We start from the raw sequence: 25,441 nt of genomic DNA, 5'->3' as shown, positions 1-25,441 counted from the left end.
AAATTTCCACAGGAGGGCAGATTCTTACGTTGAATGGCAAAAAAAGGGACTTGATGTAGTTTTGGACGGCCGCCGAAGTTCCTTTAATCGGAAAAAAGGAGCTTTTTATAGGGTCTCTGTCTGTGGCTCCACAGGGACTTCAGGTTCCTTTTCCTCATTATCCAATACATAGGAAAAAACAAGGGCACCGATTTCCTTTATCGGTTCGTAGAAAATGGATTCCTGTTTGGTCTCTTCATTGATCATGCCCAATGGGGCAGCAAAACGTTCAAAAAAGATCAACAAGGCCCCAAGGATAACGGCGACCTTCAACATGCCGAAGATGGCCCCGGCAATTTTGTTCAGAAGCCCCAACATGGCAAAATCGGCAATCTTTGTCAAGAATTTGCCTGCAAGGTTCACCACGATGATAATGGCAAAAAAGGTGATAAGGAATGCAGCCAATTTAAGGTATTGTTCGCTCCAATCGAATTGTTGGGCAAGATATTCCCCGGTGATGTGGGAAAAATGGATGGCCCCGTATATTCCGGCAATGAGGGCAACCAATGAGGCCACTTCCACAAAAAGGCCATTTTTGAGGCCTTTGTAGAGGCCCCAGACCAAAAGAATCCCGATGATGATGTCCAAAAAGCTCATATCCGATTTTAATAAATATAACCCGTTTTGCATTTTGAAGGGTTCTTATGCCAAAGCCGTCAATTCGAGTGAAATTCTGCAGGAATTTTGTATCGAGAATCGGTTTTGGTGTTGAAATTCTAGTTCTCGATACAATTTTCCTTTCGAAAAATCACTCGAACTGACAAATTTCAATCAAAATACACAACGGGTAAATATAGCATATTGATTTGTACCTTTGGGTCCATAGTTTGAACAGATGTCAAGAGACGAAAAATTAAGGGAACGATGGGAGCAGTTGGTGGAGAAACTGTCGGGACAATTTTCCGACGGGGATCCCTTGGAACTGGACGGCATCATCTATTTGGTGGGCGTACAGGAGCTCGGCAATTACCATCGAAAGTTCAAAAAAGACGAAAAGGTAAACCTGATGCATATTGCCATCTGTAGGTTATTGGAACCCTACGGCTATTACGATTTTGATTTTTTTGATGATGAAGGCTGGCCACATTACAAAGTAAAGGAACAATTGCCGCCGCTCAAGGCCGGGGAACAGACCGTTTTGATGAAGGAGGCCCTGGTCAATTATTTTTTGGAGAAAGACTATATCACATAAAATATGGAACTGGAAAAACCGTATTATGCCGTAATTTTTAGCAGTCTAAGGACAGAGGGGGATGATGGTTATGCACAAATGGCCGATGATATGGCCAAGCTGGCCCAACAGCAACCTGGTTTCTTGGGAGTGGAAAGTGCCAGGGACGGGCTGGGCATCACCGTAAGCTATTGGGAAAGTATGGAGGCCATTGCCAATTGGAAGGTGAACATGGATCACATCCAGGCCCAAAGGAACGGCATCAAAAAATGGTATTCGTGGTATAAAACACGGATCTGCCGCGTGGAACGGGAATACGAGTTCAACAAATAAACACCATGGGCGAAAGCATAGCTTTTTCAAACACAGATCGAAAAATAAGCCTTGGGGACTTGGCACAGGAGGCTTATGACCTTGTGGTGATCGGCGGGGGCATTACGGGAGCGGGTATCGCCCTGGATGCATCTGCCCGTGGGTTGAAGGTGCTGTTGCTAGAAAAGGGCGACTTTGCGTCGGGCACCAGCAGCAAATCCACCAAACTCATCCATGGGGGGCTCCGATATTTGAAGCAGTTCGATTTTTGGTTGGTGAAGGAAGTGGGTTCCGAAAGGGCCATTGTGCACAAGTTGGCGCCCCATTTGGTGATTCCCGAGAAAATGCTGCTCCCTTTGATCGAGGGCGGTTCCTACGGAAAATGGCTGACCTCCATCGGGTTGAAAGTGTACGACATCCTTGCCCAAGTGGAAGGGGATGACAAAAGACAGATGTTGGAAAAGAAGGAGGCCCTGAAACTGGAGCCCCTTTTGCCCAAAAAGATATTGAACGGGGCGGGTTATTATGCCGAGTACCGGACCGATGATGCCCGACTTACTTTGGAAAACATAAAGACCAGTCTACAATTTGGGACAAAGGCGGTGAACTATGCCAAGGTCATCGATTTTGTGTATGAAAATGAACGCGTGGCTGGAGTCACTTTCCGTGATGAGGTTTTTGGGGACGAATACCATATCTCCTCAAAGTATGTGATCAATGCCGCAGGACCGTGGGTAGATGAACTTCGCACCATGAACCAGTCCAAAAAAGGAAAACGCCTGCATTTGACGAAGGGCGTGCATCTGGTGTTCCCAAGGGAAAAGTTGCCGGTGCAACAGTCGGTGTATTTTGATATTCCGGATGGCAGGATGATGTTTGCCATTCCCCGCGGAAAGGTCACTTATATCGGCACCACAGATACCAATTTCAATGCGGACAAGGACCATGTCACCACGGACATTGCCGACGCCATCTATCTGATCTCGGCAGTGAACCACATGTTCCCGGACATCCATCTGGAACTGTCGGATATCATCTCCTCATGGGCCGGGTTGCGCCCCTTGATCCATGAAGAGGGAAAATCGGCATCGGAGCTTTCCCGGAAGGACGAGATCTTTACTTCGGACACGGGATTGATCAGCATTGCCGGGGGTAAGCTCACGGGATACAGAAAAATGGCGGAGCGAGTGGTGAACCGCATTGCCAAAAACATGGAGGAAGACCACGACATCCACCTAAAACCGTGCACTACGGACAAGATTCCACTTTGTGGCAACGATTTCAAGAAATTCAAACACGTCAAAAAATACATAGCCACGGTCTTTGACCGACTGCACGACAGTGGCTTTTCCGAGTACGATGCCTGGTATTTGGTGACCACTTATGGCAAACAGACCGAGACCATCTTGGAGCTATATGCCCAGACCAAGGCAGAAGATCCATTGGAAAGAATGGTACGTGCAGAGGCCCAGTTCACCATAGCGCACGAAATGTCGTTGACCCCATTGGACTTTTTTATCCGAAGGACGGGACGGTTGTATTTTGACATTGACAGCGTCCGTAAACATATGGCTCCTGTTTTGGAAGAGTTCCAAAAGGCATTCGGCCATTCCGCCGAGGAGGTGGATGCTTTTCAAAAGGAACTGGAAAAGGAGTTGGAAAACCATTCCAATTTTTCGTTGGACCGAGATTAAGGCCATTTTCCGCCATCAGAACAGGTTGTTCTTTTAGACTTCTTATGCCAAAGGCAATCAAGGAGCACAATACCCACTTTGCATAAATTTCAACGACAATTTACTTTCATTTCAGAGGTGAATTTGTCCATCCCTCAATTCAAATAGGGCATCCATCAATCCAAAAGGGGCATCCATCAATTTAGCGGTTATTGTACGATGAGTTTTATATAGCTTGCGGACAATCCTACAATTCATTAACCAAAAGCCTACATTATGCAATTTTCTAAAATGAAATCTTCAATCACATGTAATGCATTTTTTCGACTTTGTGCATTTGTTTTGACCATATGCTTAGCTTCATGTCAAAATGAAGAAGAACACAGCTTGCCTTTGGAACAAAACCCATCCATTTCTTTGCATTTTGCCAAGTCAAGCATCGAAAAGGCAACATTAAATGAAAAATTGGCCTATAAGAATTATCACCTTACCCATTTAATGGAAAAAACGCTTCAGGCAAGTCCTGATTTTAATGAACAAGTATCGAAGAAATCTGGAAAAGAGAGAAATCCAGACATTTTTTATTTTGATGATCTCTTGAGTGGTGATATTGCAGGTAAAGGACAAACAACAATTAATGATAGTATTCGATTTTCCTTAAACGCTTTTATCGATTTGGATGGAGGGTCTTGGTATCCATACGTGCATAAGATTAAAGAAGGTAAAGGTAGAGGGTCTTTTTTTCTGATCAATAGTTATGACCCAGATACAGAGAAAGAAATTGTTCAGGGCTATAAACTAGATGCTACTGGACAATTGGAACTGAAATATAGGGATTTGTCCGAAGAAGATATTTTTGGCCCTAGCCCCAAACCAGAAGCTTTGGAAAATGACGTTTTTGTATTGGGGATATCCCCAGAAGACCAAGAATATAGATTGCCAGATCCCATATTAGAAGAAGGATTTGGAGGAGGCGGAGGGATTAGTAATAATTACGTAAAAATGGAGTATGTCAAAATAAAAGACAAAAAAGAATCATGGATCGAAACAGCTGATGTTAAATTTGAAGTTGTTGATGTGACCGCCTCCTCATTGACTCCAGGAGATTTTAGTACACATTGTGGGCCGAATGCTGGATTGGGATGTTATTGGGATGGAAGTTTCTTGGTTCACTGTAACAACGGCGAAGTAGGCGACAAAAGGCTTATAAACAGGGATATGGGAATTCTTCAAACAGGTGAACTGGCTAAAATAGCTGCGTTTGTAATCTTCGAATATGACTCTTGGCCTGCACCGACGCATGTTTATGAAAAAATATTGAATGGAGAGACACTAAAGGTTGGTTATCGATCATATCAGTCGCCATACGATGAATTAACAGCCAATTTTCACAACCAAAATCCATATAACCTTATCAATGGAAGAAATTTATCGCGCAACAACAGTGATATTGAATATAACTTAAAATGATTTTAATGAAGACAGTCAAATTAACATTGTTGTTGATTGTTCCTTTCTTTTTGACTGCTCAAGAGCCTATTGGTGATGCTAAAAATAGCTTGCAGTTTCTTGTTGGAACAGAATATAGAATAACACCCGTTTATGGGTCAACCATTTACCATGAAAACGCAAATTTAACTAATATTGACAAACAAAATGCTGGAATCGCTTTGAACCTTGGGCTAGAATATGGAATCACAAAAAATTTAGCCGTTGGTTTTTTGAATAGTTTTAGATACGACATGGTAATAGCTCAGCGACCTGAAAGCAACAATGCGATAAATGTGGGGGCGATAGATTATAAGCTTATTGTTGATTACCACCTATATTTTACCTATTACTTTAAAGTCTTTTCTAAAGGAGACATTTTTGTTAGTGCTGGAGTGTCATTGCTTAATACAAATACAGATTTTTCCATCAAAAAGGTTGATGAATATGGTGAAGGGTTTTACATTTCCGATTTTAGTTTCTTCTCCAATAGAATTTCTATTGGGTTTCAATCTTCGAAAAGTAGGGTTTACTTGGGTATGAACTTGTCAAGAACAACTGACTATTTTGAGGAAACGACATCTTTTATAATACCTCATATTGGTTTTAGCTATAGCCTTGCAAGCCTGTAGGCCACCTGGTTTTTTTGAGTAAGGAAATCCATAAAATCAATCCAACTTCTCCGTCAATTTTTCGAAGACTTTCTTCGGATTTTTTTCCTTGTAGAGCACTTGGTACACCGCATTGATGATGGGTGTTTTGGACTTTTTCTCCAATTTCTCCATCAACAAATGCGCACTTTTGGTAGCGTAATACCCTTCGGCCACCATGTTCATCTCCATCATGGCACTTTTTACGGTATAGCCCTTTCCGATCATATTGCCGAACATCCGGTTCCTACTGAAGGTCGAGTAGCCCGTGACCAATAGATCGCCCAGATAAGCAGAGGCGTTGATGTTCCGTTTCATTTTATACACTCGGTCGATGAACCGTTTCATCTCCCGGATGGCATTGCTCATCAAAACGCTCTGAAAATTGTCGCCATATCCCAAACCATGGGCAATCCCTGCGGCAATGGCATAGATGTTCTTCAGCATGGCTGCATATTCCGTGCCGATGATGTCGTCCGAGATTTTGGTGCGGATGTATTCGCTTTTCACATGATCGGCCACCATTTTCGCCTTTTTGGCATCCGCACAGGCAATGGTGAGGTAGGACAGGCGCTCCAGTGCCACCTCTTCCGCATGGCAGGGTCCCGTCAGTACACCAATGTTCTCGAACGGAATGCCATAATGTTCATGGAAATGCTCCCCCACGATGAGCCCGGTCTCAGGGACAATGCCCTTGATGGCCGAAAAAACGATCTTGTCCTTCAAGGAAAGGGTCAGTTTGCTGAGCTCACTCTCCAAAAAAGCAGAGGGAATGGCAAAAATCAGCACATCGGACGCTTCAGCAATCGTATTGATATCATGGCTCATTACCAGCTGGTCCACCTCAAACTCAACAGAGCCCAAATAGTTGGGGTTGTGTCCCTCTTTTTTGATATAGCGTATGGCCGAATCACTCCGCATGTACCATCCCACGCTGTCCAAATTTTCCAACAACATCTTCACAATGGCGGTTCCCCAGCTTCCCCCTCCAAAAACTCCAAATCTCAATTTTTCTTCCATATGGCAAAATTACGCCCTATAACCGAATAATAAAATCGACCACCCATTAAATACTGATTATCAATTGTTTAAAAAATTTGGCACAGAGATTGGTCTGCCATCATCGAACCTTAAAATCCACGATTATGAAAAAAAGAAAACTACTCTTGGGAATTTTGATGATAGGTCTTTTGGTCAGCTCTTGCTACACCGAGGTTATCGTGGAGGATGATTTCATTGAGGAATCGCCAATCAACACCGCCTTGGTATTGGAAAACTACGACATCTGGTATGTTGACATCAATGCAACAAAGGGAAATGGCGAAGTGCCGTTTCTGCAACGTGCGTTCACTATATCTTTTGACCGTGGCGTGGTGTATGCCAACAACAATTTGGTGGGAATCGGTAAAACGGGCAACGGATTGGGAGTGGATGTGGGCACCTATGGCACCTATAGTGGCGCGGTGGAAGTGGACCATGATGTGGACGGTCTTTGGCTTTTGGATGTGTATACCGTCAACAACAATACGTTGGAACTTTACGACCCTAGCTCCAATACCTCCTATGTGTTGAGGGGATATTACAGGAGTTCCTTCGATTATGATATGGTCTTTTATGACAACATCCACTATTTCCTGCAGGAATATCAGGTTTGGGAAAAGACCTATACCAGTGAGTATGGGGCCCTGAACGAGTTTGATGAGGAAAATTACCTTCAGTTCTTTTCAGATGGCGGCGGATATTTTAGATCCTCCATTGACGGACAGGGCATACCGCTTTCCAACATCCAATGGGACTATCAAGGTGATTATGAGGTATATGATGTGGCCAATGATGCTTCCCTGAAAACTTTAACACTGGATTATGACTTCTTGGGCAATGATTATTTTGAATTGTACGTTATCAATGACAGTACAATAGAGTTGTACCATGTGTCCAGCGGAACGGTCTATGAGTTTACAGGAAGAGGGTACATGCAGTTATTGAAATCAGGAGATACGGGCAAAAAACGTTCAAAGGTGGCCAACCCGACCATGAACGTGACCCGACAACGAAATATGTAAGGAAGAACAAAAAAGTTCGACTATACAAACAAGTTTTTTTGGTTGGTTATTTAGTTAAGAACCGCCTTGGGCAATAAAGTCCAGGGCGGTTTTTTTTTGATGGTTATCCTTTGCCATCTATCACGGGCATTTGGGCGAAACACTGACAGATTTTCAACGATTTAGCATGTGATTGCCATATTCCCAATTCTTTTTCAGGATGGGGACAAACCCATAATAAGTGGTACTTTTGCCCCCTTAAAAATCGAAGATGAAGAAATACCTCAACCTTTTTGATTTTTCCCAAAAGGTAAACTACCGAACAGAGATCTTATCAGGCCTTACCGTGGCCTTGGCACTCGTGCCCGAAGCCATTGCTTTTGCCTTCATTGCAGGCCTCTCCCCCATTGACAGGATTGTACGCCGCCTTTGTGATGGGATTGGTCACCTCCATTTTGGGCGGAAGACCGGGAATGATCTCTGGGGCCACAGGTGCCGTTGCAGTAGTCATCGTGAGCCTGGCCCAGCAATATGGCGTGGAATACGTGTTTGCCACGGTGGTACTGGCTGGAATTTTGCAGCTATTGGCGGGCATTCTTCGGTTGGGCAAATTGATGCGGTTGGTTCCCCATCCCGTTATTTTTGGATTTGTGAACGGCCTCGCCATCATCATTTTTATGTCTCAACTGGCACAGTTCAAAACTCCGGAAGGAGAGTGGCTAACGGGCAGCACATTGTTCATTTTTTTGGGACTGGTATTGTTGACGATGTTGATTATTTGGGGATTGCCCAAGTTGACCAAAGTGGTTCCCGCATCCTTGGCCGCTATTTTGGTGGTGTTCGGCATTGTCTTTTTCATGGGATTGGATACCCGCACCATTGGTGATATCGCCTCCATTCAAGGAACGTTTCCTCCTTTTCATATTCCCGACCTTCCATTTACTTGGGAGACGTTGCAAATCATTTTTCCCTTTGCGGCGATCGTGGCCGGGGTTGGTTTGATCGAGAGTTTGTTGACCCTCAATATTGTGGATGAAATTACCGAAACACGAGGTAGGGGCAACAAGGAAGCCGTGGCGCAGGGAACAGCCAATATCTTATCTGGATTTTTCTCGGGGATGGGTGGCTGTGCCATGATCGGGCAAAGTCTGATCAATACCTCCAACGGGGCAAGAGCCAGACTTTCTGGAATTTTTGCGGCCTTGATGCTCTTGGTGTTCATCATGTTCGGTTCCAGTTTGATCGAAAAAGTACCCATGGCAGCCCTGACCGGATTGATGATCATGGTCGCATTGGGCACCTTTGAGTGGGCCAGCTTAAAAACTTTCCGTCGTATGCCCAAATCGGATGTATTGGTGATGGTGCTCGTCACCTTGGTGACCGTGTTCCTGCACAATTTGGCCTTGGCCGTTCTGGTAGGGGTCATCATTTCTGCCTTGGTGTTCGCTTGGGACAATGCAAAGCGGATCAGGGCAAGAAAGTATGTGGATGAGGAAGGTGTAAAACATTACGAGATCTACGGTCCGCTCTTCTTTGGCAGCACCACCCTTTTTGCCGAAAAATTTGATGTCCTGAACGACCCCGAAGAGGTTATCATCGACTTTAAGGAAAGCCGTTTGGTGGATATGTCCGCCATTGAAGCCGTGAACAAGATCACGGAGCGTTACCGCAAAGTGGGCAAAAAACTCCATCTGAAACATTTGAGCAAGGACTGCCAGCGCTTGTTGGCCAATGCCGATGACATTATCGAGGTGAACGTTTTGGAAGATCCAACCTATAAGGTTGTGGTCGATAAGATTGAGTAGGTGCTGCTAACTCGAAAAAAGATAGTAAAGAACAACCCCCAAAACGATTAGGATAACGAGCGCAATACAATAGTTTTGGATTTCTTCCAATCTATCCATTTTCGCTTGTTGAATGATCTTGTCGCGGATTTTCTTTTGCTCAAAGGGAGTTAGGTCCTTGAACTTCAGTTCGGTGTCGCCCACATAGCCTTCGTAAGCTTCTCGAATATCTTTGAAACTTCGCCGCTTTTGCAATAAAGCGCGATTGGCTTGGATAACTTTTACTGCATGACTTGCGAAACCCATAGACCATCATTTATATATTGGTAATGGATTTCCAGGAAATGTTACAAACAGGTGGGGTTACTCGGTTTTTGTTTGCCCCAAAAACGGGTTCACATTGGGGTTTTGCGGATTGCCACTGGCCCTTCGCATCAAGGTGATCTGTCCGGTGTGGTAGATGCAATCCGAGATCATACCGTTGATGAGGTTCCAAAAGGCAAACTCCGATTCTTGCTCCCCTCTTTTGAAGATCACTTTGAATTTTTCCATCTCCTCGGCATTTTTCCCTAACATTTTACTACTGGCCGTTTTCAAATTTTGAAGGGTCTTGGCCCGCAGCTCCTCATACGAAGCCGGGGTTGGGTAGAGGGACTTTTCAAAAGGTTGTGCATCCGGGGCCAACAAAATATTGTTGGACATGGTGTTGATATGCGCCATGGTTTCCAAAATGGTCCTGCCGTCTTCGGAAGGTCTGTAGGCGAGGTCCTTTTCGGTAAGGCCTTCGGTGGCCCAATAGAACCGATAGCCCAGCCCATCGATCATTCGTGCCACTAAATTTCCGGGGGTATATGCTTCGGGATGGGCGGGTATCTCTTTATAGGGGAGTTCCATGTTTTGTGCATTCACATTATCCATCTGGCCCATACTAAAAAAGGCGATGATTATGAAGTAGGGGAAGTTTTTCATTGATATAGATCAATCCATGATTGATTTTTTGGCCAGAGTAGGGGCAATTTCATTGATCGCCATGAGTGCTGCGGAACCGTACCACTCTTTGAGTTCCATGACCAAACTACTGGCTTTTATGGCGGGATCGGTCTCGGTAAGTTCCTTGGCCTCTTCCAGGGTCTCCACATTAAAAATGTAGATGCCGCGAAGGTCATCATTTCCAAAAAAAGGACCGGCCAGCACCAATTTCCCTTCCTTGGCCAACCTTCCGATGTTCTCGAGGTGGGCGGTTTGCAATTTGGTCGCTTCCTCCTTGTCCAACGTGCGGTTTGGGCCACGCTTCAGAAAGGCAAAGATGTACTTTTTCATGCCATAGTCATCAGCGCCGTACTTTGCTGCTTTTTCGGCATCGTACAGGACTTCGTCAGACTTTTTTGCCGCAGTATCTTCTGATGTGGATTGCGCCGTGCCCGCAAAACAACCGATCAAAAAGACAAGGAAAATGATTCTTGGGTACATATCGATGGTTTTTAAGTTAAAAATAACCATTTGAAAGCCTCCATTGGACCTTTTTTGGCAAAAAGAGGGGCAAAGAGAAATCAAGAGCAGCTTGGTTATTCCTTTAGTTGTCTAGTTTTATTAAAAGTAGGGAATTTAGTTAAGGGGATAGGGGGGTGATGAATTAGGGGCAATGTTTTTAGTATCCAGTTCCGCTAAATTTCATTAGAATTGTATCGTTCTTTACTTCACAAACAACTTTTCTGTCCAAAGACCCACCATTGGTATAGTATCCACCACCGGTTTGTTCCTTATTTCCATTTTCTCTTTGAAAAATTAATCCATAAGAACCATCTCCTTTTTGATTATGGGTCATATCGAGAAATTTTTCTACGGATTCATTGGGTTCGATTCGTTCAAATTCCAATTTTGTGTTTGCGTCAGAAGAAAAAGTTACATTATGAATGGTTCCATCAGATGCGTTTTTGATTTCAACCAGTATTCCATTTCTTCCAAAATGGCACGAAGTTAAAGTCAGCAATAATAGTATGGAAATCAGTTTTTTCATATGATGGACAACGGTTTGGCTATGCGCTGTGTCCGGAACAGTATTGCGTATAGGTGTTGTTGTAGCCAATTATTTTTCTTCGATTATTTTAAAATGTTTTTCCATGCTTTCGATATCCACTATTTTAAATCGTGCGATTCCTAAACCTAATGGGAAATATGGATGGGCGTTGTCTATTTTGTAAAAGAAACCTATAACATCAAGAGAGGATCTAATTATTCCAAATATGCTAGGATCAATTAATTGCTTAAACATTTCTGAATCAAGCTTGGTTCCTTTTTCAATGGTCTTCTGATGTACAATTTCGTTTCTCAGACTTTCCAATTTCTTAAAACTTACCCAAAACTTTTCTGTTTTAATATTCTTTGAATTGAGAACTAAAGGAAGTATTTCTGATACTTTTGAGCTTGTTGACATCCATCTTTCAATACTTTCTTTGGGCCAAGTTTCTTTTATCCCTTTCTCGTTTGTCATTTCGTAAGCGTACTCTTCAGGAATTGCTGCATTTGCCATTGCCTCAACAGCAATAAATGAAAAGGTTAATCCTGTTATGATTTCTTCAAAATAATCGTAGAGTTTAGGTATATCGTCATCTTTTATCTCAACCTTTTTATTTATCCTGTTTAACTTTAATTCTGAAAAGAGCCTTCGCGCATTTTTGTAAGACTTCTTCATAATGCTCAAGCATAGAGATATGTTGTTAGGTTCATTAAAGAAAACATTTTGACCGTTGACCTTGGTTTGAGTTCCCTTTATTAAGGAATAGATTTTCGCATCCTTTTTCGAATTAACACGAATTTGTCGTTGACTTCTTAAATCTTTTTTATACCAGTTCTCGTCTGCGGGGCCTCCAAACTCAAATTCGTGATGAAAAGAACTATAGTGTTTGTTTGGTTTGAGAACTTCCTCATGTAGGTTTGAAATAATGTAGCCAATAGGCTGAATAGATTGCTCAGGTATAAATTCAGTGTTAACTTCAGTTCTTAGCAGTAGTATGTAATTGTCAGCAAGCCCTAAAAAAACTGTTCCGTAAAAAGTTTTCTCTTGCGAGACATCTCTGTAATAAGGAGTCTTAATACATAAAATGTCTCCAAAAACTTCAAAGGAATCTTTGTCATTATATTGGTGTTGTGTAATAATATTCCAATTTTCAGGAAGATTTCTTTTTATTGAATTGAAATATCTTTTTACTCCTGTATTTTTAGTTGGAGTTATCTTTAAGTCAGTATAAATTGGAATCTTCTTTTCCATTTTTGTAATTGGCTACAACTTGTATATATAAGCATAAAACACATCCATACTCCAAATTAGGGAATCATTAATGTATTAAATCACCTACTAACTGATATTAAAGAATAACCCGTTTGGCTCTCACGGTTCACAATCCGTTTTGGACAACGGCATGGACGAACTGAAACTGAGGGACGTTGGGTCCTGGAAGGCGGTCCCGGTCTCGTCCAGTGCGCCAAATCCTTCGATCAACTGGCCCTCCTTCACTAAAAAGGCCACCTCGCGGGTGCTTTCCGTGCCTTCGGACATAAAGGTGTAACTGCCTAGGAGCACACTGTCCTTCAAGATACCGGAAAAAGTTCCCTTGTTGGCATCCTTTTCCTTAAGGGCATAGTCCAGGTTCCCGAGAACAGATCCGTTCGCTTCGGTGATCTCCAGCACAATGCGATTCCCGTTGGCGTCATACGTATAACAACCTTTCTCCAAAACAGGAACAGGTTGGGGTGGGGCCACGGTTACAGGCACTTCGGGAACGCTGTCCACTTCCTTGGCCTCCTTGTTCTTGCAACTGGCCACCACGGATAGGGCCAAACAGGCCAAAAGTAATTTTTTCATGATCAGTCTATTTTTTTGAATATGAGCAGGTTTTCTTCGCTTCCATTGGAAAGGTGCAGCCTGTTGTTTTCCACTTTGTAGTCGGTGCTGCTTTGCAGGGTCTTCAAAAACTCGGATTCCCTGTCCATTTTGGGGCAGGCCATTTGGGTGGAGGCAATCTGGGCGAAACGCAGTAAATCTTTTTCGTAGAACAGGCTGCCGGTCATCCTATTGCAGCCCGAAAAGCCCGAAAAACGGTTGTCCTCGGTATAGATCTCCATATAGGGCACATCCTTCCCGTTGAAATCCTCTTTGGCTACTTTTTGGGACCTCATTTCCTCCAGCACCCAGATATCGTTGAGCCTGTAATCGGTCACGTAGGAGCCGCAACCCTCCAGCGCATGGCTTTCTTCCTCCCCGGTCTTTTGATAGGAAATGGTCACGGAATAAGGGGATACTTCGCCGGACATGGCATTGGTGCATTCTTTTTGGGAAATGATGACATCCATGGACGTGGCCTCGGTCTGCGCGCGGTACATCTTTATATTGGCATCCTGTACCCTAATGGGCTCCGTGTGCGGCACAACGATGGTGTCCCCTTCCAAGGTAGTGAGTTCCACCCTGTCCCCATAGATCTTGAGCCCCCAAAAAGGTTCTGTCCCAGTGGCCTTGAAATAATTTTCGGCATGTGCCACGGACATCGCCTTGGCGTTTTTCCCTTCCTTGATCGTATCTGTCGTTTCCTCAGTGGATTCTGTCTGTTCGCCATCCTGTTTTTTTCTTTCCACACAGCTGGAAAGGAACACTAGGAAACAGACGGCCATAACGCTTTTTTTCATGATCCTATCTTTTTGAAGCGCATCATGGGGACCTCGCCCATCAGCAGGTTGAGTTTTCCATCTTCATCAAAGGAGAACCCATCCACTTTTTTCATCATTTCCAAGAATTGGCGTTCGCTGCCGCCACAGAACATCATGGTGGTGGGGCCGGGTTCTCCAAAGGAAATGGAGCTCCCCTCCAGAACATAGTCGGCGGAATACCCATTGCAGCTGTCCGTGCCCGTGACCTTGGAAGATGCCTTGTCGAAAGTGATCTGTGGTTTTTTGTCCGGGAACAGCCCTTCAAAAGCAATCCTTGGGCCCGTGATGTAATCCAGTTCCCAAGTGGTGCCATAGAGCGCCTCTGCGTCGGATTTGGAGTTGCTGCAGGAATCTGCAAGGACTATGGCAAAGAAAAACAATAGGATAGAGGTTTTCATTTTGTACAGAAATTATTGGTTAATGTTTAGGAAAAATACTAAAAAAATAAAATTCAACATTGTTTCTGTAACGGATTGTGCCATCTGAAACGATACTTACTCCGTTCGTTTGCTCCAGACCTCGTATATGGGCTGTCCTTTGCTGCTCAAACCGGAATGGTGCCAGTCCCCATCTTCCAAGCTATAATCAAACTGCAAGCTGGCGCCTACCCTGGAATCGTCCCGGGAAAAGAAACCGATGTTCTCCGTGTATTTTCCGTCCACGGTGGTGTACGTTCCGCCTCCTGTGCCCATGAACTCCTTGGTCTCTGTATGGTAGGCGATCCATTGGAAGCGGGTGCCGGACAAGATCTTCATGGTCTTGCGCGGACCCGACGTATTGCGTTTTACGACCTCACCGTCCTGCTTCCTGCCGGATATGAGCCACGCACCGGAGAGGTCCCCGGGTGTCCCATCATCGATTTTGGACCAGGTCGCATCGCCCAAATGGAGTTTTCCGTCCACCAGTTCGTAGGGAACGCTTTTTTGGGTTCCCACCAGTTCGGGATTCAATGAGGCAAATTCAAAGAGATAGGTGAAATTTTGACCGTCGGCCTTGTAGCTCCCGCCCTTGGTGCCGATAAACTTTCCGGTCTCTTTTTCAAAAAAGGCCTTGGAGATATAGTCCCCGGATATGATGGCAATGTGCTGTACCTCGGTCCCTTGCTCATTGGTCTGGGTCATTTCCCAGGCACCTTGCAGGTCTTGTGCGGTCATTGCGGTCACCGAGAGGCAGCCGAGAATGGAAAAAAGAAAATGTCTCATGTTTGTTTAGTTTATAAAATGCAAAATGCTGTTGCTTTACTTAAAAAACAACAGCATTTCAAAGAAATTTATGTACAGTCTCTTATAGTGTCCTGAGATATTCAGCGACATCCCTGGCCTCTTCCTCGGTCAGGTTCTGGTCCAGCATGATGGCATTGTTGTATTCTTTCAACAAGGCCTTGGCGATGGGATCTTCCTTGAGCATCCCATCAGGGTTCAGGATCATGTTCATGACCCATTCTGGACTCCTTCTTTCATAGACTCCCTTCATGGCAGGGCCTATCATACGCTGGTCCACCATGTGGCAAGCCACGCAGATGGCATCGAACTTGGCCTGTCCGCGAGCGGCCATTTCTTGGTCGATCTCGTCAGGGAAATCCACATTTTTGATGGGTCCTACACCTTTGTTGTCCAAATCCACGGGGACTCCGCCACCGTTTTCCGCTTTTTTCTCTTCTGTTTTTGTACGGCTTACTTCAAAACCGTCCTTTTTCTCTTCTTTCTTTCCGCCACAACTTGCCATAATGGCTCCCACGGCCAAGAACAGGAATATTTTTTTCATGCTTTACGTTCTATTGAAGTTTGTTTGTGTAAATAGAATTACTAAGATAGGCAATTAGGGGCTAATAATTCAGCGGTTTTTTGTTTTCCGGGCCATTGTACCCAACTACAACGTTTTCATTTAGTGGGTTTCGAAGAAATGTAAAGCCTTATTTTCTGTATAGGTGATGTTGTTTTTGCCCCAAAAGCCCACATGTCCACCATGGTTTGGGGTTTCCAAATAAAGATTTGGGTTTTGGTCCGTTTCTGCGAAGGGGTAGCACTCGGGTCCCAGAAATGAATCATTCTTGGCGTTGATGATAAGGCTGGGCACGGAAATGTTCGGCAAGAAGGGAAGGGAACTGCATTGGGTGTAATAGTCCTCGGCATCCGTAAAATGGTGTGCTCGGCTGGTATAGATGTCATCAAAATCCTTTAATGTTTTGATGTGCTTGATGTCGGCATCCGAGATGAGGTCGGGAAAAAGAAGCTGTTTCTGCCTCAGTTTGTCCAACAGGTTCCTTTTAAAACGTTGGGCATAGAGGATGTTCTTCGTGCTGAGCAGTTGCCTGCACGAGCTATGAAGGTCGCAGGGCACCGACACGGCCACCGCACCTTTGATTTCCCTTGGGACAGCATTTCCCTCACCGAGGTATTTCAGCAAAAGGTTGCCGCCCAGACTGAACCCTTTCAGATAGATGTTGGCATAATCCCTTGTGTTGAGGATATGGTCAATGACCTCGACCAGGTCCTCTGTGGCCCCGGAGTGATAGGAGCGGTAGAGTTTGTTGGGTTCCCCGCTGCAACTCCTAAAGTTTACGGCACAGGTGTCGAAGCCGTTTTGGTTCAGGATCTTGGCACTGCCGGTAATGTAGGGACGCTGGGCATCTCCCTCCAGGCCATGGAGCAGGATGACCAGTTTTTGGGTGGGGGAATGGGCCTCGCTCCAGTCCAAATCCAGAAAATCACCATCCTGAAGTGCTAGGCGTTCCCTTTTTTGGACCACCCCGTTCACCGACCGGATGATACCTGAATAGATGGTGGACAAATGCCCGTTCCTGAAGAACAAGGGTGGGGCATAATCAGAGGCAACTAGGGGCATCAGTACAGAATATGGTGTTGTGGGCGTACTTTTTCCGGTAGATTTTGCTCGTCCAGCATGTCCCTGAGGTCAATTTCTATGGTACGGCAAAGGGCCGTCATCGGAACATCGTTGATACGTCCCTCGAATGGGTCTTCACTGTTGCTGCCCACTTTTTCCATGGTGCTGAACATCCATGAAATGAGCACGGAAAAGAAAACCATCAACCCTATGTACCACCAACTTGGAACATCGGCCAGGCTTTGTAGTTGGGTTTTGAAGACGTTGAGCAGTCCAAAGGGAAGCAACAAGATGAAAATCCAGGTAAAAACAGTACTGAAATAGGCATATTGCCGGGGAAAGGGCGTGTTCTTGATGCGCTCGCACATGCCTTGGAGATTGTACATTTCTTCTAAATTGCCATGCAACACCTGCTTGTCGAACTCCGTGATCTTCCCTTCGCTCAACAGTTTTTTCAGCGTTTTTCCCCGATTTTTGATGAGATGTGTGGCCACGTTCCGACGGTTTTCCAAGTCTTCGACCTCCTCTCTGGAGAGCAGCAGTTCCATGCCGTCGCAAGCAGGGTTCCTTTCCCCATGCTTGTCGAACAGCCGCTCCACGGCCTTGTTCTCCCGAATGGAAAAACTGTTGGATTGCCGCAATTGGATACGGAGGGCATTGATCCATGCAATGTGCCGATAGATGAGGACAATCTGCGCGTTTCTGTCATTTTCCACAAAACTCAGGACATTGTTCGCCCACGTCCTGGAATAATTGACAATACCGCCCCAAATCTTTCTACCTTCCCAAAACCTGTCGTAGCTCTGGCTGTTTTTGAAACCGATATAAAAAGCCACGGCGATACCGATCACGGACAAAGGCTGGAAAGGGATGTCGATATGGGTCCAGCCCAATCCAAAATATAGGTAAAAGATGATTCCGGCATAGAGCACGAAGAAAATCAAATTTTTCCAAGCGTATAGGAGGATGATGTGCCAGCTGATATTTCTTTTGATGTACATAAGGGTCGGTTTTGCTGATTGCCTTTGAAAAATACAAATAAAATGATCCCCATCAATCCTTTGGGAAAACCGCCAAAAGCTTGGCCTGTTCCTCAACCGCGGATTTAAACTCGCGCTTTAAGGTCCCGACCAGTTTGGAGACCGAAAGCACATTGTCAATGGAAGTTACTCCCTGCCCTGCCGACCAAATGGTCTTCCAAGCCTTGGCCTCGGTGTTGAGCTCTTTGCCAAAGTCAATCTTGGCTTCCTTTTTCAGGTCTTCCTCCGTGACTCCTGCGGCTTTGAGGCTGGCAGCCAAAAAGTTGGCATGCACCCCGGAAATGGCAGCCGTATAGACCACATCACTGGCCCCGGCGTCCACAATCATTTTTCGATATTCGTCAGGGGCCTGGCTTTCCTCCGTGTTGATGAAACGGGTGCCCATATAGGCAAGGTCGGCCCCCATCTGTAGGGCAGCCGCAATATCCCTTCCCGTACTGATACAGCCCGAAAGGATAATGGTCTTATCAAAGAATTTTTTGACCTCGGAAATGAGGCTCATCGGATTGATGGTACCCCCGTGCCCCCCGGCTCCTGCCGATACCAGGATGAGTCCGTCCACGCCTGCCTCGGCAGCCTTTTCCGCATGGCGTTTTTTGATGATGTCGTGGAACACCAGCCCGCCATAGCTGTGAATGGCATCCACCATCATACTCACGGCACCAAGGGAAGTGATCACCAAGGGCACTTTGTGCTTCATGCAGAGCTTCACATCGGCCTCCAACCGCGGATTGGTGGGGTGCACCACTAGGTTGACCCCAAAGGGAGCGGGCTTTTTACCCGTTTCCTTTTCAAATTGTTCCAGTTCCGACTTGATTTGGACCAGCCATTCCTCAAAACCCTCACTGGTGCGTTGGTTCAATGCGGGAAACGTTCCGACAATGCCGTTCTTGCAGCACTCAATGACCAATTTGGGTCCGGAGATCAAGAACATGGGAGCTGCAATGACGGGTAGGGAAAGGTGTTTGGTGAATTCGGCTTTTTGGCTCATGGGATCGGTGTTAAACTATGTTTAAAAATAGGATTAATTCTGTTGACCCATAGGGCCAGTTCTCAAAACTATGGTATTTTTACAATTATTATGCATGCATAACAAAATAACCCACTATGTTTTTTAAGGAATTTGAAATCCGTTGGAGCGATCTGGATGCCAATAGGCACATGGCCAACTCGGCCTATATCAATTTTATGAGCCATACCCGAATGGCTTATTTGGGACAGTTGGGGTTCAACCAGACGAGCATGGCCATCCACAATATCGGTCCTGTGGTATTCTATGAACACGTCTATTATTTTAAGGAGGCCTTTCCGGGCAGACCGGTGAAAGTTTCCTTGGAATTTGTAGGGATGAGCGAGGATGGGATGTTCTTTGAATTCAGACACAACTTTTATGACATCAAGGGCAAGAATTTTGCGCGTTGTGAGATGATGGGTGCGTGGATCGATCTGAAGGAACGAAAATTGACCGGTCTCCCCACTGAATTTTTGGAAGCCTTCGAGGCCATGGAACAATCAAAAGATTTCAAGACGTTGACCAAGGCCGACACCCGAAAGTTTGTGCAGGTTCCAGAAGATTTGTAGGACTACCGAATGCTTGGTCCTGCCTTTGGCCGTTTACTGGCCAGATACACGCCCACCAACACAAAGGCCGTGGCCACAACCTTGACCAAGGTAAGATGGTCCTTTCCCGAAAAAAGGGCGAACAGAATGCCCACCAAAGGCTGCATATATACAAAGGCCCCAACCGTGGACGCCTTGAGTTCGGTGAGGGCAAACACATTGAACAGATAGGTCATAAAAGTGGTGCCAATGACCACAAAAGCTATCGAGCCATAGGCCCAAAGTGGCATGGTGGACCATTGTATCTCCATGACCTCGGGCAAGGTGATGGGCAGATTTATGATGACCGCAATGGTAAAAAGCCACTTCATCAAGGTAAAGGGATGGTATTTTTCAATGAGGGTCTTCACCACGGTAAGGTATGCACCATACGATGTAGCATTCACGACGAATAAAAAATTGCCCAAGGGAATATTGGGCGCATCTTGCCGTACTTCCGCTCCAAAAAGGATGAGTCCCAATGCCCCGGCAAAGCCCAAGAAAACCCCAAGGCCTTTGTTCAGGGTGATGCGTTCGCTCAAAAAGAAGGCGGAGAGGATGACCACAATGATCGGGGTAATCGTCACCAGTACCGCACTGTTGATCGGGGTGGAAAGCTGCAACCCCTTGAAAAAGGAAAGCATGTTGATGACCATGCCCAAAATGGAACACACCAAAATGCGCAACCAATCCCTCTTCTCTATCTTTTCCTTTGGCCCGAACAGGGAAATGATCCAAAAAAGCAAGGCCGCCCCCGTCACACGCAACATGATGAAACCAAAGGGCTTCACATGGGTGGGCATCACCCCTTTGGCAACGGTATGGTTGATGCCATAAATGGTAGTGGCACCAATAGCGGCCAAAATGGCCAAGGTTCTTTTGCTCATTTGTGCAGTGCCTCTTTTGCGGCCTGGACCACTTTTTGGGAATTTCCGACAAAGATTTGTCCATCAACAAGGATCACGGGCCTTTTTAAAAAGGTATAATGCTCCAAGATCAGTTTTTTATAATCACTCTCCGAGAGTTCCTTTTCATGCAGTCCCCTTTGGCGGAACAGCATGGCCCTTTTGCTGAAAAGGGATTCGTAGTTGCCAGAAAGGGCTGCCATTTCTTCCAATTGTTCAGGGGTAATGGGTTCCGATTTGACTTCTTGCAATTGGACCCCGTCCAATGGAGCCAATTCCTTTAGGATCCGCTGGCAAGTGGTGCAGGTGCCCAAATGGTATATTTTTTTCATGGTAAAAAGATACTGTGTTGGCAAAGGAAGGCAAAAATCAATCAAAACACATGAAGAAACTGTAAATTCAACAGCTTTTCGAAAGGTTGTTCAAAATGTAAAGAAGGAGCGATTTTATGTATTTTTCATAGATCCATCTCATATTTTAAAACTAGATTTACGTCAGAAAAAGATTGCTTTTTGAAAAATAAGGTTATGGAAAAGCTATTTGACATACTCCTAAAGAACAGGAAAATACTGCACGACCATTTGCAGAATACCCCAAAAGAGGACCTGTTCAGGATCCCAAAGGGATTCAACAACAACATTTGGTGGAACATAGCCCATGTGGTGGTAACCCCGCAATTGCTGCTGTATGGCCTGAGCGGTCTGGACTTTACCATTGAAAAGGAGCTGATCGACAAGTACAGAAAAGGGACCTTTCCAGATGGGGAGCCGTCCAAGCTGGAGATGGAAAAAATATCGGCCTACCTGTTCAGCACGGTCAAGCTCATACAATTGGACCATTCGCACGGAAAGTTCAAGACGTTCAAGGAGTACATGACGACCCCAAAAATAGCCTTGACCAGTCCAGAGGATGCCATTGCGTTCAATGTGTTCCACGAAGGACTGCATTTGGGGGCCATCGGTGCGTTGAAAAAAGCCTTGGACACAGATCGCTGAAAGTCTACTTTTCCATCCTGGAACTGCTTGACCGCACGATGGTCCCTGCCCCATTTTACTTTCCAAATCCAAATGGATCTGTGAAAAGCAAAACAGACTGGAAATCAGTTATATTTGCTGCTGATTTATTGTAAGAACCCAAATCTTGATCAAAATGAAACACTTCCATTTATGCTGGGGGCTCTTTTGCATGCTGTTTGCCTTGGGATGCGAGCAGGGCTTTTCCCAACGAAGCTACTTGTCCATTGGCGCGGTGCCCACCTACAAAACAGACGGCTACGGCATTCAGCTCAACACGAACTATTACCACAATGCCACGGATTATTTCCAGGTGTCCTTGGCGGCAACTTTTTCCAAGGAAACCCCCAATTCAGGGGTGGAGTTTCCGTATGAGGATTATTTTTTTAACCTGGGCTATTTTACCACTATTTTGACCTCTCCCAAACGAGGGATCTCCTTTTATTTTGGTGGCGGACCCTCCTTGATATAAGCACATCAATAATGGGGACACTTTTTTCCCGTTCTATGCCATAGAGGCCGAGAGCAGTTTCATTTATGGCGGCTATGCTTCCTTTGAAATGGATTTCTTCCTATCGGATGCTTTTTCTGTGATTGTCCCCATCAATGGATTTTATCATTTTAACAGTGACCTTCACGATTCCACGCTCTTATTGGGAGCCGGTCTCCGTTATTATTTCAAATAGTTGTCTGTTTTGTGCTGCGCCATGGGGCCGATCACAGGATTACTTTTCTCTTTAGATACACGTTGACCTTATCGTAGGGGAGAGTCAGTACGATAGGCCCATCGGCATACGACGCCACTTCGTATTGGTTATAGATGAGTTGGATGCCGTCCGGGGTGTAGCCCACATTATAGGGAAGATGAAAAGCATCCCCTTCGAACATAAAGCCCGTTGCGTTGATGTTTTGGCCCTCCGGCACTTTTTCCTGGGCACGGAATTGGGCCTCGGCAAATTTTTCAAACCCTTCCATGTCCTCAAAAAGGTCGGGAGTGTCCAGTTCCACCCCTTTCGTTTTGTCAAAGTTCAGAAAGGAAGTGGAGGCATATCCATGGGCACCACCCGTAAAGGAATAGGAATTGACCGCCACGGTCACGATATTCAGGTCCTCATAGACCACGTCCCCATTTATTTTTGCTTCCCAGGCCAATTCATCAGGAAATTTGGACTTCAGTTCCTTATAACTATTGGTGAACGAGGCTATGGCCTTTTCGGCCGTATCGATATCTTCCTGCCCCTCACTAAAGGAAAGAAGGCTGATGATTTCTTCGCTCAATGACCGGTTGATGGCCGTAGCCACCGACGACCCATCGATTGCTTTAGGGATGTTGATTTCGATGCTGGGGCAGTTGGCGCAAGTTTCCCCGCTGAGCGACATCGGCTCAAAAGTCAATCGGGATTCACTTTCACAGCCCAAAATGAACCATAGGAATAAGACAGGGACAAGGATTTTTTTCATAAAAGAGGTTTTTGGGTCTTCAAAAATAAGACTTCATTGATTACTCCGAAAGATAGCGATACATTTGTAAGTAGATTGGAACAGGATGAAAAAAGACCTAAAGTTCAACAGCAAGACCATCCACGGAGGGCAACAGCCCGATAAGGCCTACGGTGCCGTGATGCCCCCCATATACCAAACCTCCACCTATGCCCAATCCACCCCCGGCGGACACAAAGGGTATGAATATTCCAGAAGTGCCAACCCGACCAGAACGGCATTGGAACATGCCTTGGCCAGCATAGAGAATGGGAGCCATGGACTGGCATTTGCCAGTGGACTGGCCGCCATCGATGCCGTTATCAAGCTATTGGCCCCTGGGGATGAGGTCATCTCTACCAGTGACCTGTATGGGGGCAGTTACCGACTTTTCAAAAGAATATTCGAAAAATACGGGATTCGTTTCCACTTTGTGGAGATGGACAATGTGGAGACAATCGAAGCGCATATCAACCAGAACACCAAAATGGTCTGGGTGGAGACCCCTACCAATCCCATGATGAACATTATCGACATCAAAGCCGTGTCCGTGCTTACCAAAAAACATGGATTGCTGTTGGCGGTCGATAATACCTTTGCCACGCCCTATCTGCAACAACCGTTGGATCTGGGGGCCGATATCGTAATGCATTCGGCCACAAAATACCTGGGTGGCCACAGTGATGTGGTGGTCGGCGGATTGGTGGTGAAGGACAAATCGCTTGCGGACCAGCTATATTTTATTCAAAATGCCAGTGGAGCCGTATGCGGTCCAATGGACAGTTTCTTGACCCTCCGCGGGATTAAGACCCTGCATGTGCGCATGCAACGGCATTGTGAAAACGGGGAGGCCATCGCCAACTATTTGGCGGCCCATCCGAAGATCGAAAAGGTCTATTGGCCTGGTTTCGAGACACATCCCAACTACAAGGTGGCCAAGGGGCAGATGAAAGGCTTTGGGGGTATGATTTCCTTTGTGCCCAAAGGGAATTATGACGATGCCATAAAAATTGTGGAAAAATTGAAAATATTTATCCTTGCTGAATCGCTGGGCGGAGTGGAAAGTTTGGCGGGACATCCGGCCAGCATGACCCATGCCAGTATTCCCAAAGAAGAGCGGGAGAAAAGTGGGGTGGTCGATGCGTTGATCAGACTCAGTGTGGGCATTGAGGATGTGGAGGATCTGAGGGCCGATCTAGAGCAGGCCCTTACACAATGATTTTGAAAAATTTACAAAAAACAAGCATTTGAAATATTGAAATAGTATAATTTTGCGCTCAAATTCATAATTCAATAAAAATAACCCCAAGCAAAGTCGAGGGGACAATTAATCTTAATCCGTTTATGGAAGCAAAAATAAAAGCATTTATGGACGAGGTGAAGGCCAGGAACGGCCATGAACCTGAATTCATACAAGCGGTACAAGAGGTGGCGGAAACGGTAATACCCTATATTGCCAAGCACGACATCTATAATGGGAAGAACATCCTCCTGAGAATGGTCGAGCCGGAACGATTGATCTCGTTCCGTGTGGCATGGGTCGATGACGAAGGAGAGATCCATGTGAACCGTGGTTACCGCATTCAAATGAACTCGGCCATAGGCCCCTACAAAGGAGGACTCCGGTTTCACCCCACAGTAAATGCCAGCGTACTGAAATTCTTGGCATTTGAACAAGTATTCAAAAACAGTCTCACCACTTTGCCCATGGGCGGAGGAAAGGGAGGTTCCGATTTTGACCCCAAAGGCAAGTCGGACGATGAGGTGATGCGCTTTTGCCACGCCTTCATGACAGAGCTTTGCCGACACATTGGCCCGAACACCGACGTTCCCGCTGGGGACATCGGGGTGGGTGCCCGCGAGATAGGGTTCCTTTTTGGGATGTACAAAAAAATACGCAACGAGTTTACGGGCGTGTTGACCGGTAAGGGACTTTCATGGGGAGGATCGCTGATCCGTCCCGAAGCGACCGGATACGGTACCGTTTACTTTGCCGATAGCATGCTCAAGACCCAAGGAAAATCTTTTGACGGCAAGAAAGTGGTGATATCAGGTTCAGGGAACGTGGCCCAATATGCTGCCGAAAAGGTGCTACAGATGGGAGGAAAAGTATTGACCCTTTCAGATTCGGGAGGTTACATCTATGACAAGGACGGAATAAACGAGGAAAAACTTGCCTATGTGATGGACTTGAAGAACAATCGTAGGGGAAGGATTTCGGATTACGTTGCCAAGTATCCTTCGGCAGAATTCCACAAAGGGGAGACCCCTTGGAAAGTGGCGTGCGACATTGCATTACCCTGTGCCACCCAGAACGAGCTGAACGGGGATGATGCCGCCGTGTTGATCAAAAATGGCTGTATCGCCGTGGCCGAAGGAGCCAATATGCCTTCCACCCCGGAAGCCATCCATGCGTTCCACAATGCGAAAATCTTGTTTGCACCAGGCAAGGCGTCCAATGCAGGAGGTGTGGCCACTTCAGGACTGGAGATGTCACAAAACTCACTTAGGATCAGTTGGACGCGTGAAGAGGTGGACCAGCGATTGAAAGGAATCATGTCCGATATCCACGATGCCTGTATTGCGTATGGAAAAGAAGACAATGGGTACTGCAACTACGTAAAAGGAGCCAATATTGCCGGTTTCGTAAAGGTTGCGGATGCCATGTTGGCCCAAGGGGTCATTTAAGGCCTTTGACCTA

Annotated in this window: 30 protein-coding genes and 1 pseudogene; 13 read left to right on the top strand and 18 right to left on the bottom strand. The window is 45.7% G+C overall.

Features of this window, described 5'->3' with window-relative positions:
• Window positions 1–105: 105 nt before the first annotated feature.
• Complete coding sequence (locus tag SD450_RS06090) at window positions 106–636, bottom strand: CvpA family protein (protein ID WP_318343859.1); 531 nt, start codon at window positions 634–636, stop codon at window positions 106–108.
• 238 nt (window positions 637–874) lie between these two features.
• Here SD450_RS06090 and SD450_RS06085 point away from each other — a divergent pair, with 238 nt between their 5' ends.
• From SD450_RS06085 to SD450_RS06065, 5 genes are all read left to right on the top strand, one after another.
• Window positions 875–1,231 carry a hypothetical protein gene (locus tag SD450_RS06085; RefSeq protein WP_318343744.1) on the top strand — a complete coding sequence of 119 codons (357 nt, stop codon included), beginning with the start codon at window positions 875–877 and terminating at the stop codon, window positions 1,229–1,231.
• A gap of 3 nt (window positions 1,232–1,234) precedes the next feature.
• Window positions 1,235–1,543, top strand: coding sequence for an antibiotic biosynthesis monooxygenase family protein (locus SD450_RS06080; RefSeq protein WP_318343743.1), 309 nt, complete (start codon window positions 1,235–1,237; stop codon window positions 1,541–1,543).
• A 5-nt stretch (window positions 1,544–1,548) separates the two neighbouring features.
• A complete protein-coding gene (locus tag SD450_RS06075) occupies window positions 1,549–3,216 on the top strand; it encodes a glycerol-3-phosphate dehydrogenase/oxidase (protein ID WP_318343742.1) in 1,668 nt (555 codons plus the stop codon).
• Between the two features lie 270 nt (window positions 3,217–3,486).
• Window positions 3,487–4,665, top strand: coding sequence for a hypothetical protein (locus SD450_RS06070; protein ID WP_318343741.1), 1,179 nt, complete (start codon window positions 3,487–3,489; stop codon window positions 4,663–4,665).
• Between the two features lie 5 nt (window positions 4,666–4,670).
• A complete protein-coding gene (locus SD450_RS06065; RefSeq protein WP_318343740.1) occupies window positions 4,671–5,315 on the top strand; it encodes a hypothetical protein in 645 nt (214 codons plus the stop codon).
• Between the two features lie 36 nt (window positions 5,316–5,351).
• Here the strand turns inward: SD450_RS06065 and SD450_RS06060 are convergent, their stop codons facing one another.
• Window positions 5,352–6,353 (bottom strand): NAD(P)H-dependent glycerol-3-phosphate dehydrogenase, encoded by a 1,002-nt coding sequence (locus tag SD450_RS06060; RefSeq protein WP_318343739.1) that lies wholly within the window; start codon window positions 6,351–6,353, stop codon window positions 5,352–5,354.
• A gap of 125 nt (window positions 6,354–6,478) precedes the next feature.
• On the opposite strand from SD450_RS06060, the gene SD450_RS06055 reads away from it, so the two are divergent.
• Both SD450_RS06055 and SD450_RS06050 read left to right on the top strand, forming a co-directional pair.
• Window positions 6,479–7,396 carry a nicotinic acid mononucleotide adenyltransferase gene (locus SD450_RS06055; RefSeq protein WP_318343738.1) on the top strand — a complete coding sequence of 306 codons (918 nt, stop codon included), beginning with the start codon at window positions 6,479–6,481 and terminating at the stop codon, window positions 7,394–7,396.
• A gap of 250 nt (window positions 7,397–7,646) precedes the next feature.
• Window positions 7,647–9,180, top strand: a pseudogene (locus tag SD450_RS06050) (SulP family inorganic anion transporter).
• Window positions 9,181–9,186: 6 nt separating this feature from the next.
• Here the strand turns inward: SD450_RS06050 and SD450_RS06045 are convergent.
• The 13 genes from SD450_RS06045 to SD450_RS05985 form a co-directional block, all read right to left on the bottom strand.
• The gene (locus SD450_RS06045) at window positions 9,187–9,414 is read right to left on the bottom strand and encodes a hypothetical protein (protein WP_318343737.1); all 228 of its coding nucleotides are present in this window, start codon (window positions 9,412–9,414) and stop codon (window positions 9,187–9,189) included.
• A 108-nt stretch (window positions 9,415–9,522) separates the two neighbouring features.
• Entirely contained in the window at window positions 9,523–10,086 is a 564-nt protein-coding gene (locus SD450_RS06040) for a DinB family protein (protein ID WP_318343736.1), read from the bottom strand.
• Between the two features lie 51 nt (window positions 10,087–10,137).
• Window positions 10,138–10,629: a YciI family protein gene (locus tag SD450_RS06035; protein WP_318343735.1), complete on the bottom strand. Its 492-nt coding sequence runs from the start codon at window positions 10,627–10,629 to the stop codon at window positions 10,138–10,140.
• A 178-nt stretch (window positions 10,630–10,807) separates the two neighbouring features.
• Window positions 10,808–11,176, bottom strand: a complete 369-nt coding sequence (locus SD450_RS06030; RefSeq protein WP_318343734.1) for a hypothetical protein — start codon at window positions 11,174–11,176, stop codon at window positions 10,808–10,810.
• Window positions 11,177–11,245: 69 nt separating this feature from the next.
• Window positions 11,246–12,427: a hypothetical protein gene (locus tag SD450_RS06025; RefSeq protein WP_318343733.1), complete on the bottom strand. Its 1,182-nt coding sequence runs from the start codon at window positions 12,425–12,427 to the stop codon at window positions 11,246–11,248.
• Between the two features lie 120 nt (window positions 12,428–12,547).
• The gene (locus tag SD450_RS06020; RefSeq protein WP_318343732.1) at window positions 12,548–13,021 is read right to left on the bottom strand and encodes a hypothetical protein; all 474 of its coding nucleotides are present in this window, start codon (window positions 13,019–13,021) and stop codon (window positions 12,548–12,550) included.
• Window positions 13,022–13,023: 2 nt separating this feature from the next.
• The gene (locus SD450_RS06015) at window positions 13,024–13,839 is read right to left on the bottom strand and encodes an META domain-containing protein (RefSeq protein ID WP_318343731.1); all 816 of its coding nucleotides are present in this window, start codon (window positions 13,837–13,839) and stop codon (window positions 13,024–13,026) included.
• Window positions 13,836–14,258: an META domain-containing protein gene (locus SD450_RS06010; RefSeq protein ID WP_318343730.1), complete on the bottom strand. Its 423-nt coding sequence runs from the start codon at window positions 14,256–14,258 to the stop codon at window positions 13,836–13,838. Before SD450_RS06010 ends, SD450_RS06015 begins: the two co-directional genes overlap by 4 nt.
• A gap of 96 nt (window positions 14,259–14,354) precedes the next feature.
• Window positions 14,355–15,062 carry a membrane or secreted protein gene (locus SD450_RS06005; protein ID WP_318343729.1) on the bottom strand — a complete coding sequence of 236 codons (708 nt, stop codon included), beginning with the start codon at window positions 15,060–15,062 and terminating at the stop codon, window positions 14,355–14,357.
• A gap of 82 nt (window positions 15,063–15,144) precedes the next feature.
• Window positions 15,145–15,624 carry a c-type cytochrome gene (locus SD450_RS06000; RefSeq protein ID WP_318343728.1) on the bottom strand — a complete coding sequence of 160 codons (480 nt, stop codon included), beginning with the start codon at window positions 15,622–15,624 and terminating at the stop codon, window positions 15,145–15,147.
• Window positions 15,625–15,744: 120 nt separating this feature from the next.
• Window positions 15,745–16,704: a YheT family hydrolase gene (locus tag SD450_RS05995; RefSeq protein ID WP_318343727.1), complete on the bottom strand. Its 960-nt coding sequence runs from the start codon at window positions 16,702–16,704 to the stop codon at window positions 15,745–15,747.
• Complete coding sequence (locus SD450_RS05990; RefSeq protein WP_318343726.1) at window positions 16,704–17,705, bottom strand: bestrophin family protein; 1,002 nt, start codon at window positions 17,703–17,705, stop codon at window positions 16,704–16,706. The genes SD450_RS05995 and SD450_RS05990 overlap by 1 nt, the downstream gene beginning before the upstream one ends.
• Before the next feature lie 52 nt (window positions 17,706–17,757).
• A complete protein-coding gene (locus SD450_RS05985) occupies window positions 17,758–18,735 on the bottom strand; it encodes an NAD(P)H-dependent flavin oxidoreductase (RefSeq protein ID WP_318343725.1) in 978 nt (325 codons plus the stop codon).
• Window positions 18,736–18,851: 116 nt separating this feature from the next.
• On the opposite strand from SD450_RS05985, the gene SD450_RS05980 reads away from it, so the two are divergent.
• A complete protein-coding gene (locus SD450_RS05980) occupies window positions 18,852–19,325 on the top strand; it encodes an acyl-CoA thioesterase (protein WP_318343724.1) in 474 nt (157 codons plus the stop codon).
• A 2-nt stretch (window positions 19,326–19,327) separates the two neighbouring features.
• Here the strand turns inward: SD450_RS05980 and SD450_RS05975 are convergent, their stop codons facing one another.
• Both SD450_RS05975 and SD450_RS05970 read right to left on the bottom strand, forming a co-directional pair.
• Complete coding sequence (locus SD450_RS05975; protein ID WP_318343723.1) at window positions 19,328–20,230, bottom strand: DMT family transporter; 903 nt, start codon at window positions 20,228–20,230, stop codon at window positions 19,328–19,330.
• Window positions 20,227–20,580, bottom strand: coding sequence for an arsenate reductase family protein (locus SD450_RS05970; RefSeq protein ID WP_404828225.1), 354 nt, complete (start codon window positions 20,578–20,580; stop codon window positions 20,227–20,229). The genes SD450_RS05975 and SD450_RS05970 overlap by 4 nt, the downstream gene beginning before the upstream one ends.
• Before the next feature lie 195 nt (window positions 20,581–20,775).
• Here SD450_RS05970 and SD450_RS05965 point away from each other — a divergent pair, with 195 nt between their 5' ends.
• The 3 genes from SD450_RS05965 (at window position 20,776) to SD450_RS19535 (ending at window position 21,947) form a co-directional block, all read left to right on the top strand.
• Window positions 20,776–21,243, top strand: coding sequence for a DinB family protein (locus SD450_RS05965; RefSeq protein WP_318343721.1), 468 nt, complete (start codon window positions 20,776–20,778; stop codon window positions 21,241–21,243).
• A gap of 154 nt (window positions 21,244–21,397) precedes the next feature.
• Complete coding sequence (locus SD450_RS05960) at window positions 21,398–21,733, top strand: hypothetical protein (RefSeq protein ID WP_318343720.1); 336 nt, start codon at window positions 21,398–21,400, stop codon at window positions 21,731–21,733.
• 4 nt (window positions 21,734–21,737) lie between these two features.
• Window positions 21,738–21,947, top strand: coding sequence for a conjugal transfer protein TraO (locus SD450_RS19535; protein WP_404828229.1), 210 nt, complete (start codon window positions 21,738–21,740; stop codon window positions 21,945–21,947).
• A 31-nt stretch (window positions 21,948–21,978) separates the two neighbouring features.
• Here SD450_RS19535 and SD450_RS05955 read toward each other — a convergent pair whose 3' ends face one another.
• The gene (locus SD450_RS05955) at window positions 21,979–22,722 is read right to left on the bottom strand and encodes a DUF3298 and DUF4163 domain-containing protein (RefSeq protein ID WP_318343719.1); all 744 of its coding nucleotides are present in this window, start codon (window positions 22,720–22,722) and stop codon (window positions 21,979–21,981) included.
• An 85-nt stretch (window positions 22,723–22,807) separates the two neighbouring features.
• Here SD450_RS05955 and SD450_RS05950 point away from each other — a divergent pair, with 85 nt between their 5' ends.
• Together SD450_RS05950 and gdhA are read left to right on the top strand one after the other, a co-directional pair.
• Complete coding sequence (locus SD450_RS05950) at window positions 22,808–23,959, top strand: cystathionine gamma-synthase (RefSeq protein ID WP_318343718.1); 1,152 nt, start codon at window positions 22,808–22,810, stop codon at window positions 23,957–23,959.
• Between the two features lie 125 nt (window positions 23,960–24,084).
• Window positions 24,085–25,428 carry an NADP-specific glutamate dehydrogenase gene (gene gdhA / locus SD450_RS05945; RefSeq protein ID WP_318343717.1) on the top strand — a complete coding sequence of 448 codons (1,344 nt, stop codon included), beginning with the start codon at window positions 24,085–24,087 and terminating at the stop codon, window positions 25,426–25,428.
• The last annotated feature ends 13 nt before the right edge of the window (window positions 25,429–25,441 follow it).

The organism is Flagellimonas baculiformis, from assembly GCF_033441575.1.
GTDB lineage: Bacteria > Bacteroidota > Bacteroidia > Flavobacteriales > Flavobacteriaceae > Flagellimonas > Flagellimonas baculiformis.
The sequence above is the reverse complement of the archived record's forward strand: the minus strand, read 5'-3'. Positions and strand labels throughout refer to the sequence as shown.

What these genes read in the sequence shown, in the direction of transcription:
- SD450_RS05990 (WP_318343726.1), bottom strand. Translation starts at nt 17,705, where the DNA reads ATGTACATCAAAAGAAATATCAGCTGGCACATCATCCTCCTATACGCT.
- SD450_RS05975 (WP_318343723.1), bottom strand. Translation starts at nt 20,230, where the DNA reads ATGAGCAAAAGAACCTTGGCCATTTTGGCCGCTATTGGTGCCACTACC.
- SD450_RS05970 (WP_404828225.1), bottom strand. Translation starts at nt 20,580, where the DNA reads ATGAAAAAAATATACCATTTGGGCACCTGCACCACTTGCCAGCGGATC.
- SD450_RS06035 (WP_318343735.1), bottom strand. Translation starts at nt 10,629, where the DNA reads ATGTACCCAAGAATCATTTTCCTTGTCTTTTTGATCGGTTGTTTTGCG.
- SD450_RS06085 (WP_318343744.1), top strand. Translation starts at nt 875, where the DNA reads ATGTCAAGAGACGAAAAATTAAGGGAACGATGGGAGCAGTTGGTGGAG.
- SD450_RS06030 (WP_318343734.1), bottom strand. Translation starts at nt 11,176, where the DNA reads ATGAAAAAACTGATTTCCATACTATTATTGCTGACTTTAACTTCGTGC.
- SD450_RS06080 (WP_318343743.1), top strand. Translation starts at nt 1,235, where the DNA reads ATGGAACTGGAAAAACCGTATTATGCCGTAATTTTTAGCAGTCTAAGG.
- SD450_RS05995 (WP_318343727.1), bottom strand. Translation starts at nt 16,704, where the DNA reads ATGCCCCTAGTTGCCTCTGATTATGCCCCACCCTTGTTCTTCAGGAAC.
- SD450_RS06010 (WP_318343730.1), bottom strand. Translation starts at nt 14,258, where the DNA reads ATGAAAACCTCTATCCTATTGTTTTTCTTTGCCATAGTCCTTGCAGAT.
- SD450_RS06000 (WP_318343728.1), bottom strand. Translation starts at nt 15,624, where the DNA reads ATGAAAAAAATATTCCTGTTCTTGGCCGTGGGAGCCATTATGGCAAGT.
- SD450_RS05955 (WP_318343719.1), bottom strand. Translation starts at nt 22,722, where the DNA reads ATGAAAAAAATCCTTGTCCCTGTCTTATTCCTATGGTTCATTTTGGGC.
- SD450_RS06025 (WP_318343733.1), bottom strand. Translation starts at nt 12,427, where the DNA reads ATGGAAAAGAAGATTCCAATTTATACTGACTTAAAGATAACTCCAACT.
- SD450_RS05960 (WP_318343720.1), top strand. Translation starts at nt 21,398, where the DNA reads ATGAAACACTTCCATTTATGCTGGGGGCTCTTTTGCATGCTGTTTGCC.
- SD450_RS06015 (WP_318343731.1), bottom strand. Translation starts at nt 13,839, where the DNA reads ATGAAAAAAAGCGTTATGGCCGTCTGTTTCCTAGTGTTCCTTTCCAGC.
- SD450_RS06075 (WP_318343742.1), top strand. Translation starts at nt 1,549, where the DNA reads ATGGGCGAAAGCATAGCTTTTTCAAACACAGATCGAAAAATAAGCCTT.
- SD450_RS06065 (WP_318343740.1), top strand. Translation starts at nt 4,671, where the DNA reads ATGAAGACAGTCAAATTAACATTGTTGTTGATTGTTCCTTTCTTTTTG.
- SD450_RS06090 (WP_318343859.1), bottom strand. Translation starts at nt 636, where the DNA reads ATGAGCTTTTTGGACATCATCATCGGGATTCTTTTGGTCTGGGGCCTC.
- SD450_RS06060 (WP_318343739.1), bottom strand. Translation starts at nt 6,353, where the DNA reads ATGGAAGAAAAATTGAGATTTGGAGTTTTTGGAGGGGGAAGCTGGGGA.
- SD450_RS06055 (WP_318343738.1), top strand. Translation starts at nt 6,479, where the DNA reads ATGAAAAAAAGAAAACTACTCTTGGGAATTTTGATGATAGGTCTTTTG.
- SD450_RS05980 (WP_318343724.1), top strand. Translation starts at nt 18,852, where the DNA reads ATGTTTTTTAAGGAATTTGAAATCCGTTGGAGCGATCTGGATGCCAAT.
- SD450_RS06040 (WP_318343736.1), bottom strand. Translation starts at nt 10,086, where the DNA reads ATGGGCCAGATGGATAATGTGAATGCACAAAACATGGAACTCCCCTAT.
- gdhA (WP_318343717.1), top strand. Translation starts at nt 24,085, where the DNA reads ATGGAAGCAAAAATAAAAGCATTTATGGACGAGGTGAAGGCCAGGAAC.
- SD450_RS06005 (WP_318343729.1), bottom strand. Translation starts at nt 15,062, where the DNA reads ATGAGACATTTTCTTTTTTCCATTCTCGGCTGCCTCTCGGTGACCGCA.
- SD450_RS05985 (WP_318343725.1), bottom strand. Translation starts at nt 18,735, where the DNA reads ATGAGCCAAAAAGCCGAATTCACCAAACACCTTTCCCTACCCGTCATT.
- SD450_RS05950 (WP_318343718.1), top strand. Translation starts at nt 22,808, where the DNA reads ATGAAAAAAGACCTAAAGTTCAACAGCAAGACCATCCACGGAGGGCAA.
- SD450_RS05965 (WP_318343721.1), top strand. Translation starts at nt 20,776, where the DNA reads ATGGAAAAGCTATTTGACATACTCCTAAAGAACAGGAAAATACTGCAC.
- SD450_RS06070 (WP_318343741.1), top strand. Translation starts at nt 3,487, where the DNA reads ATGAAATCTTCAATCACATGTAATGCATTTTTTCGACTTTGTGCATTT.
- SD450_RS06020 (WP_318343732.1), bottom strand. Translation starts at nt 13,021, where the DNA reads ATGAAAAAATTACTTTTGGCCTGTTTGGCCCTATCCGTGGTGGCCAGT.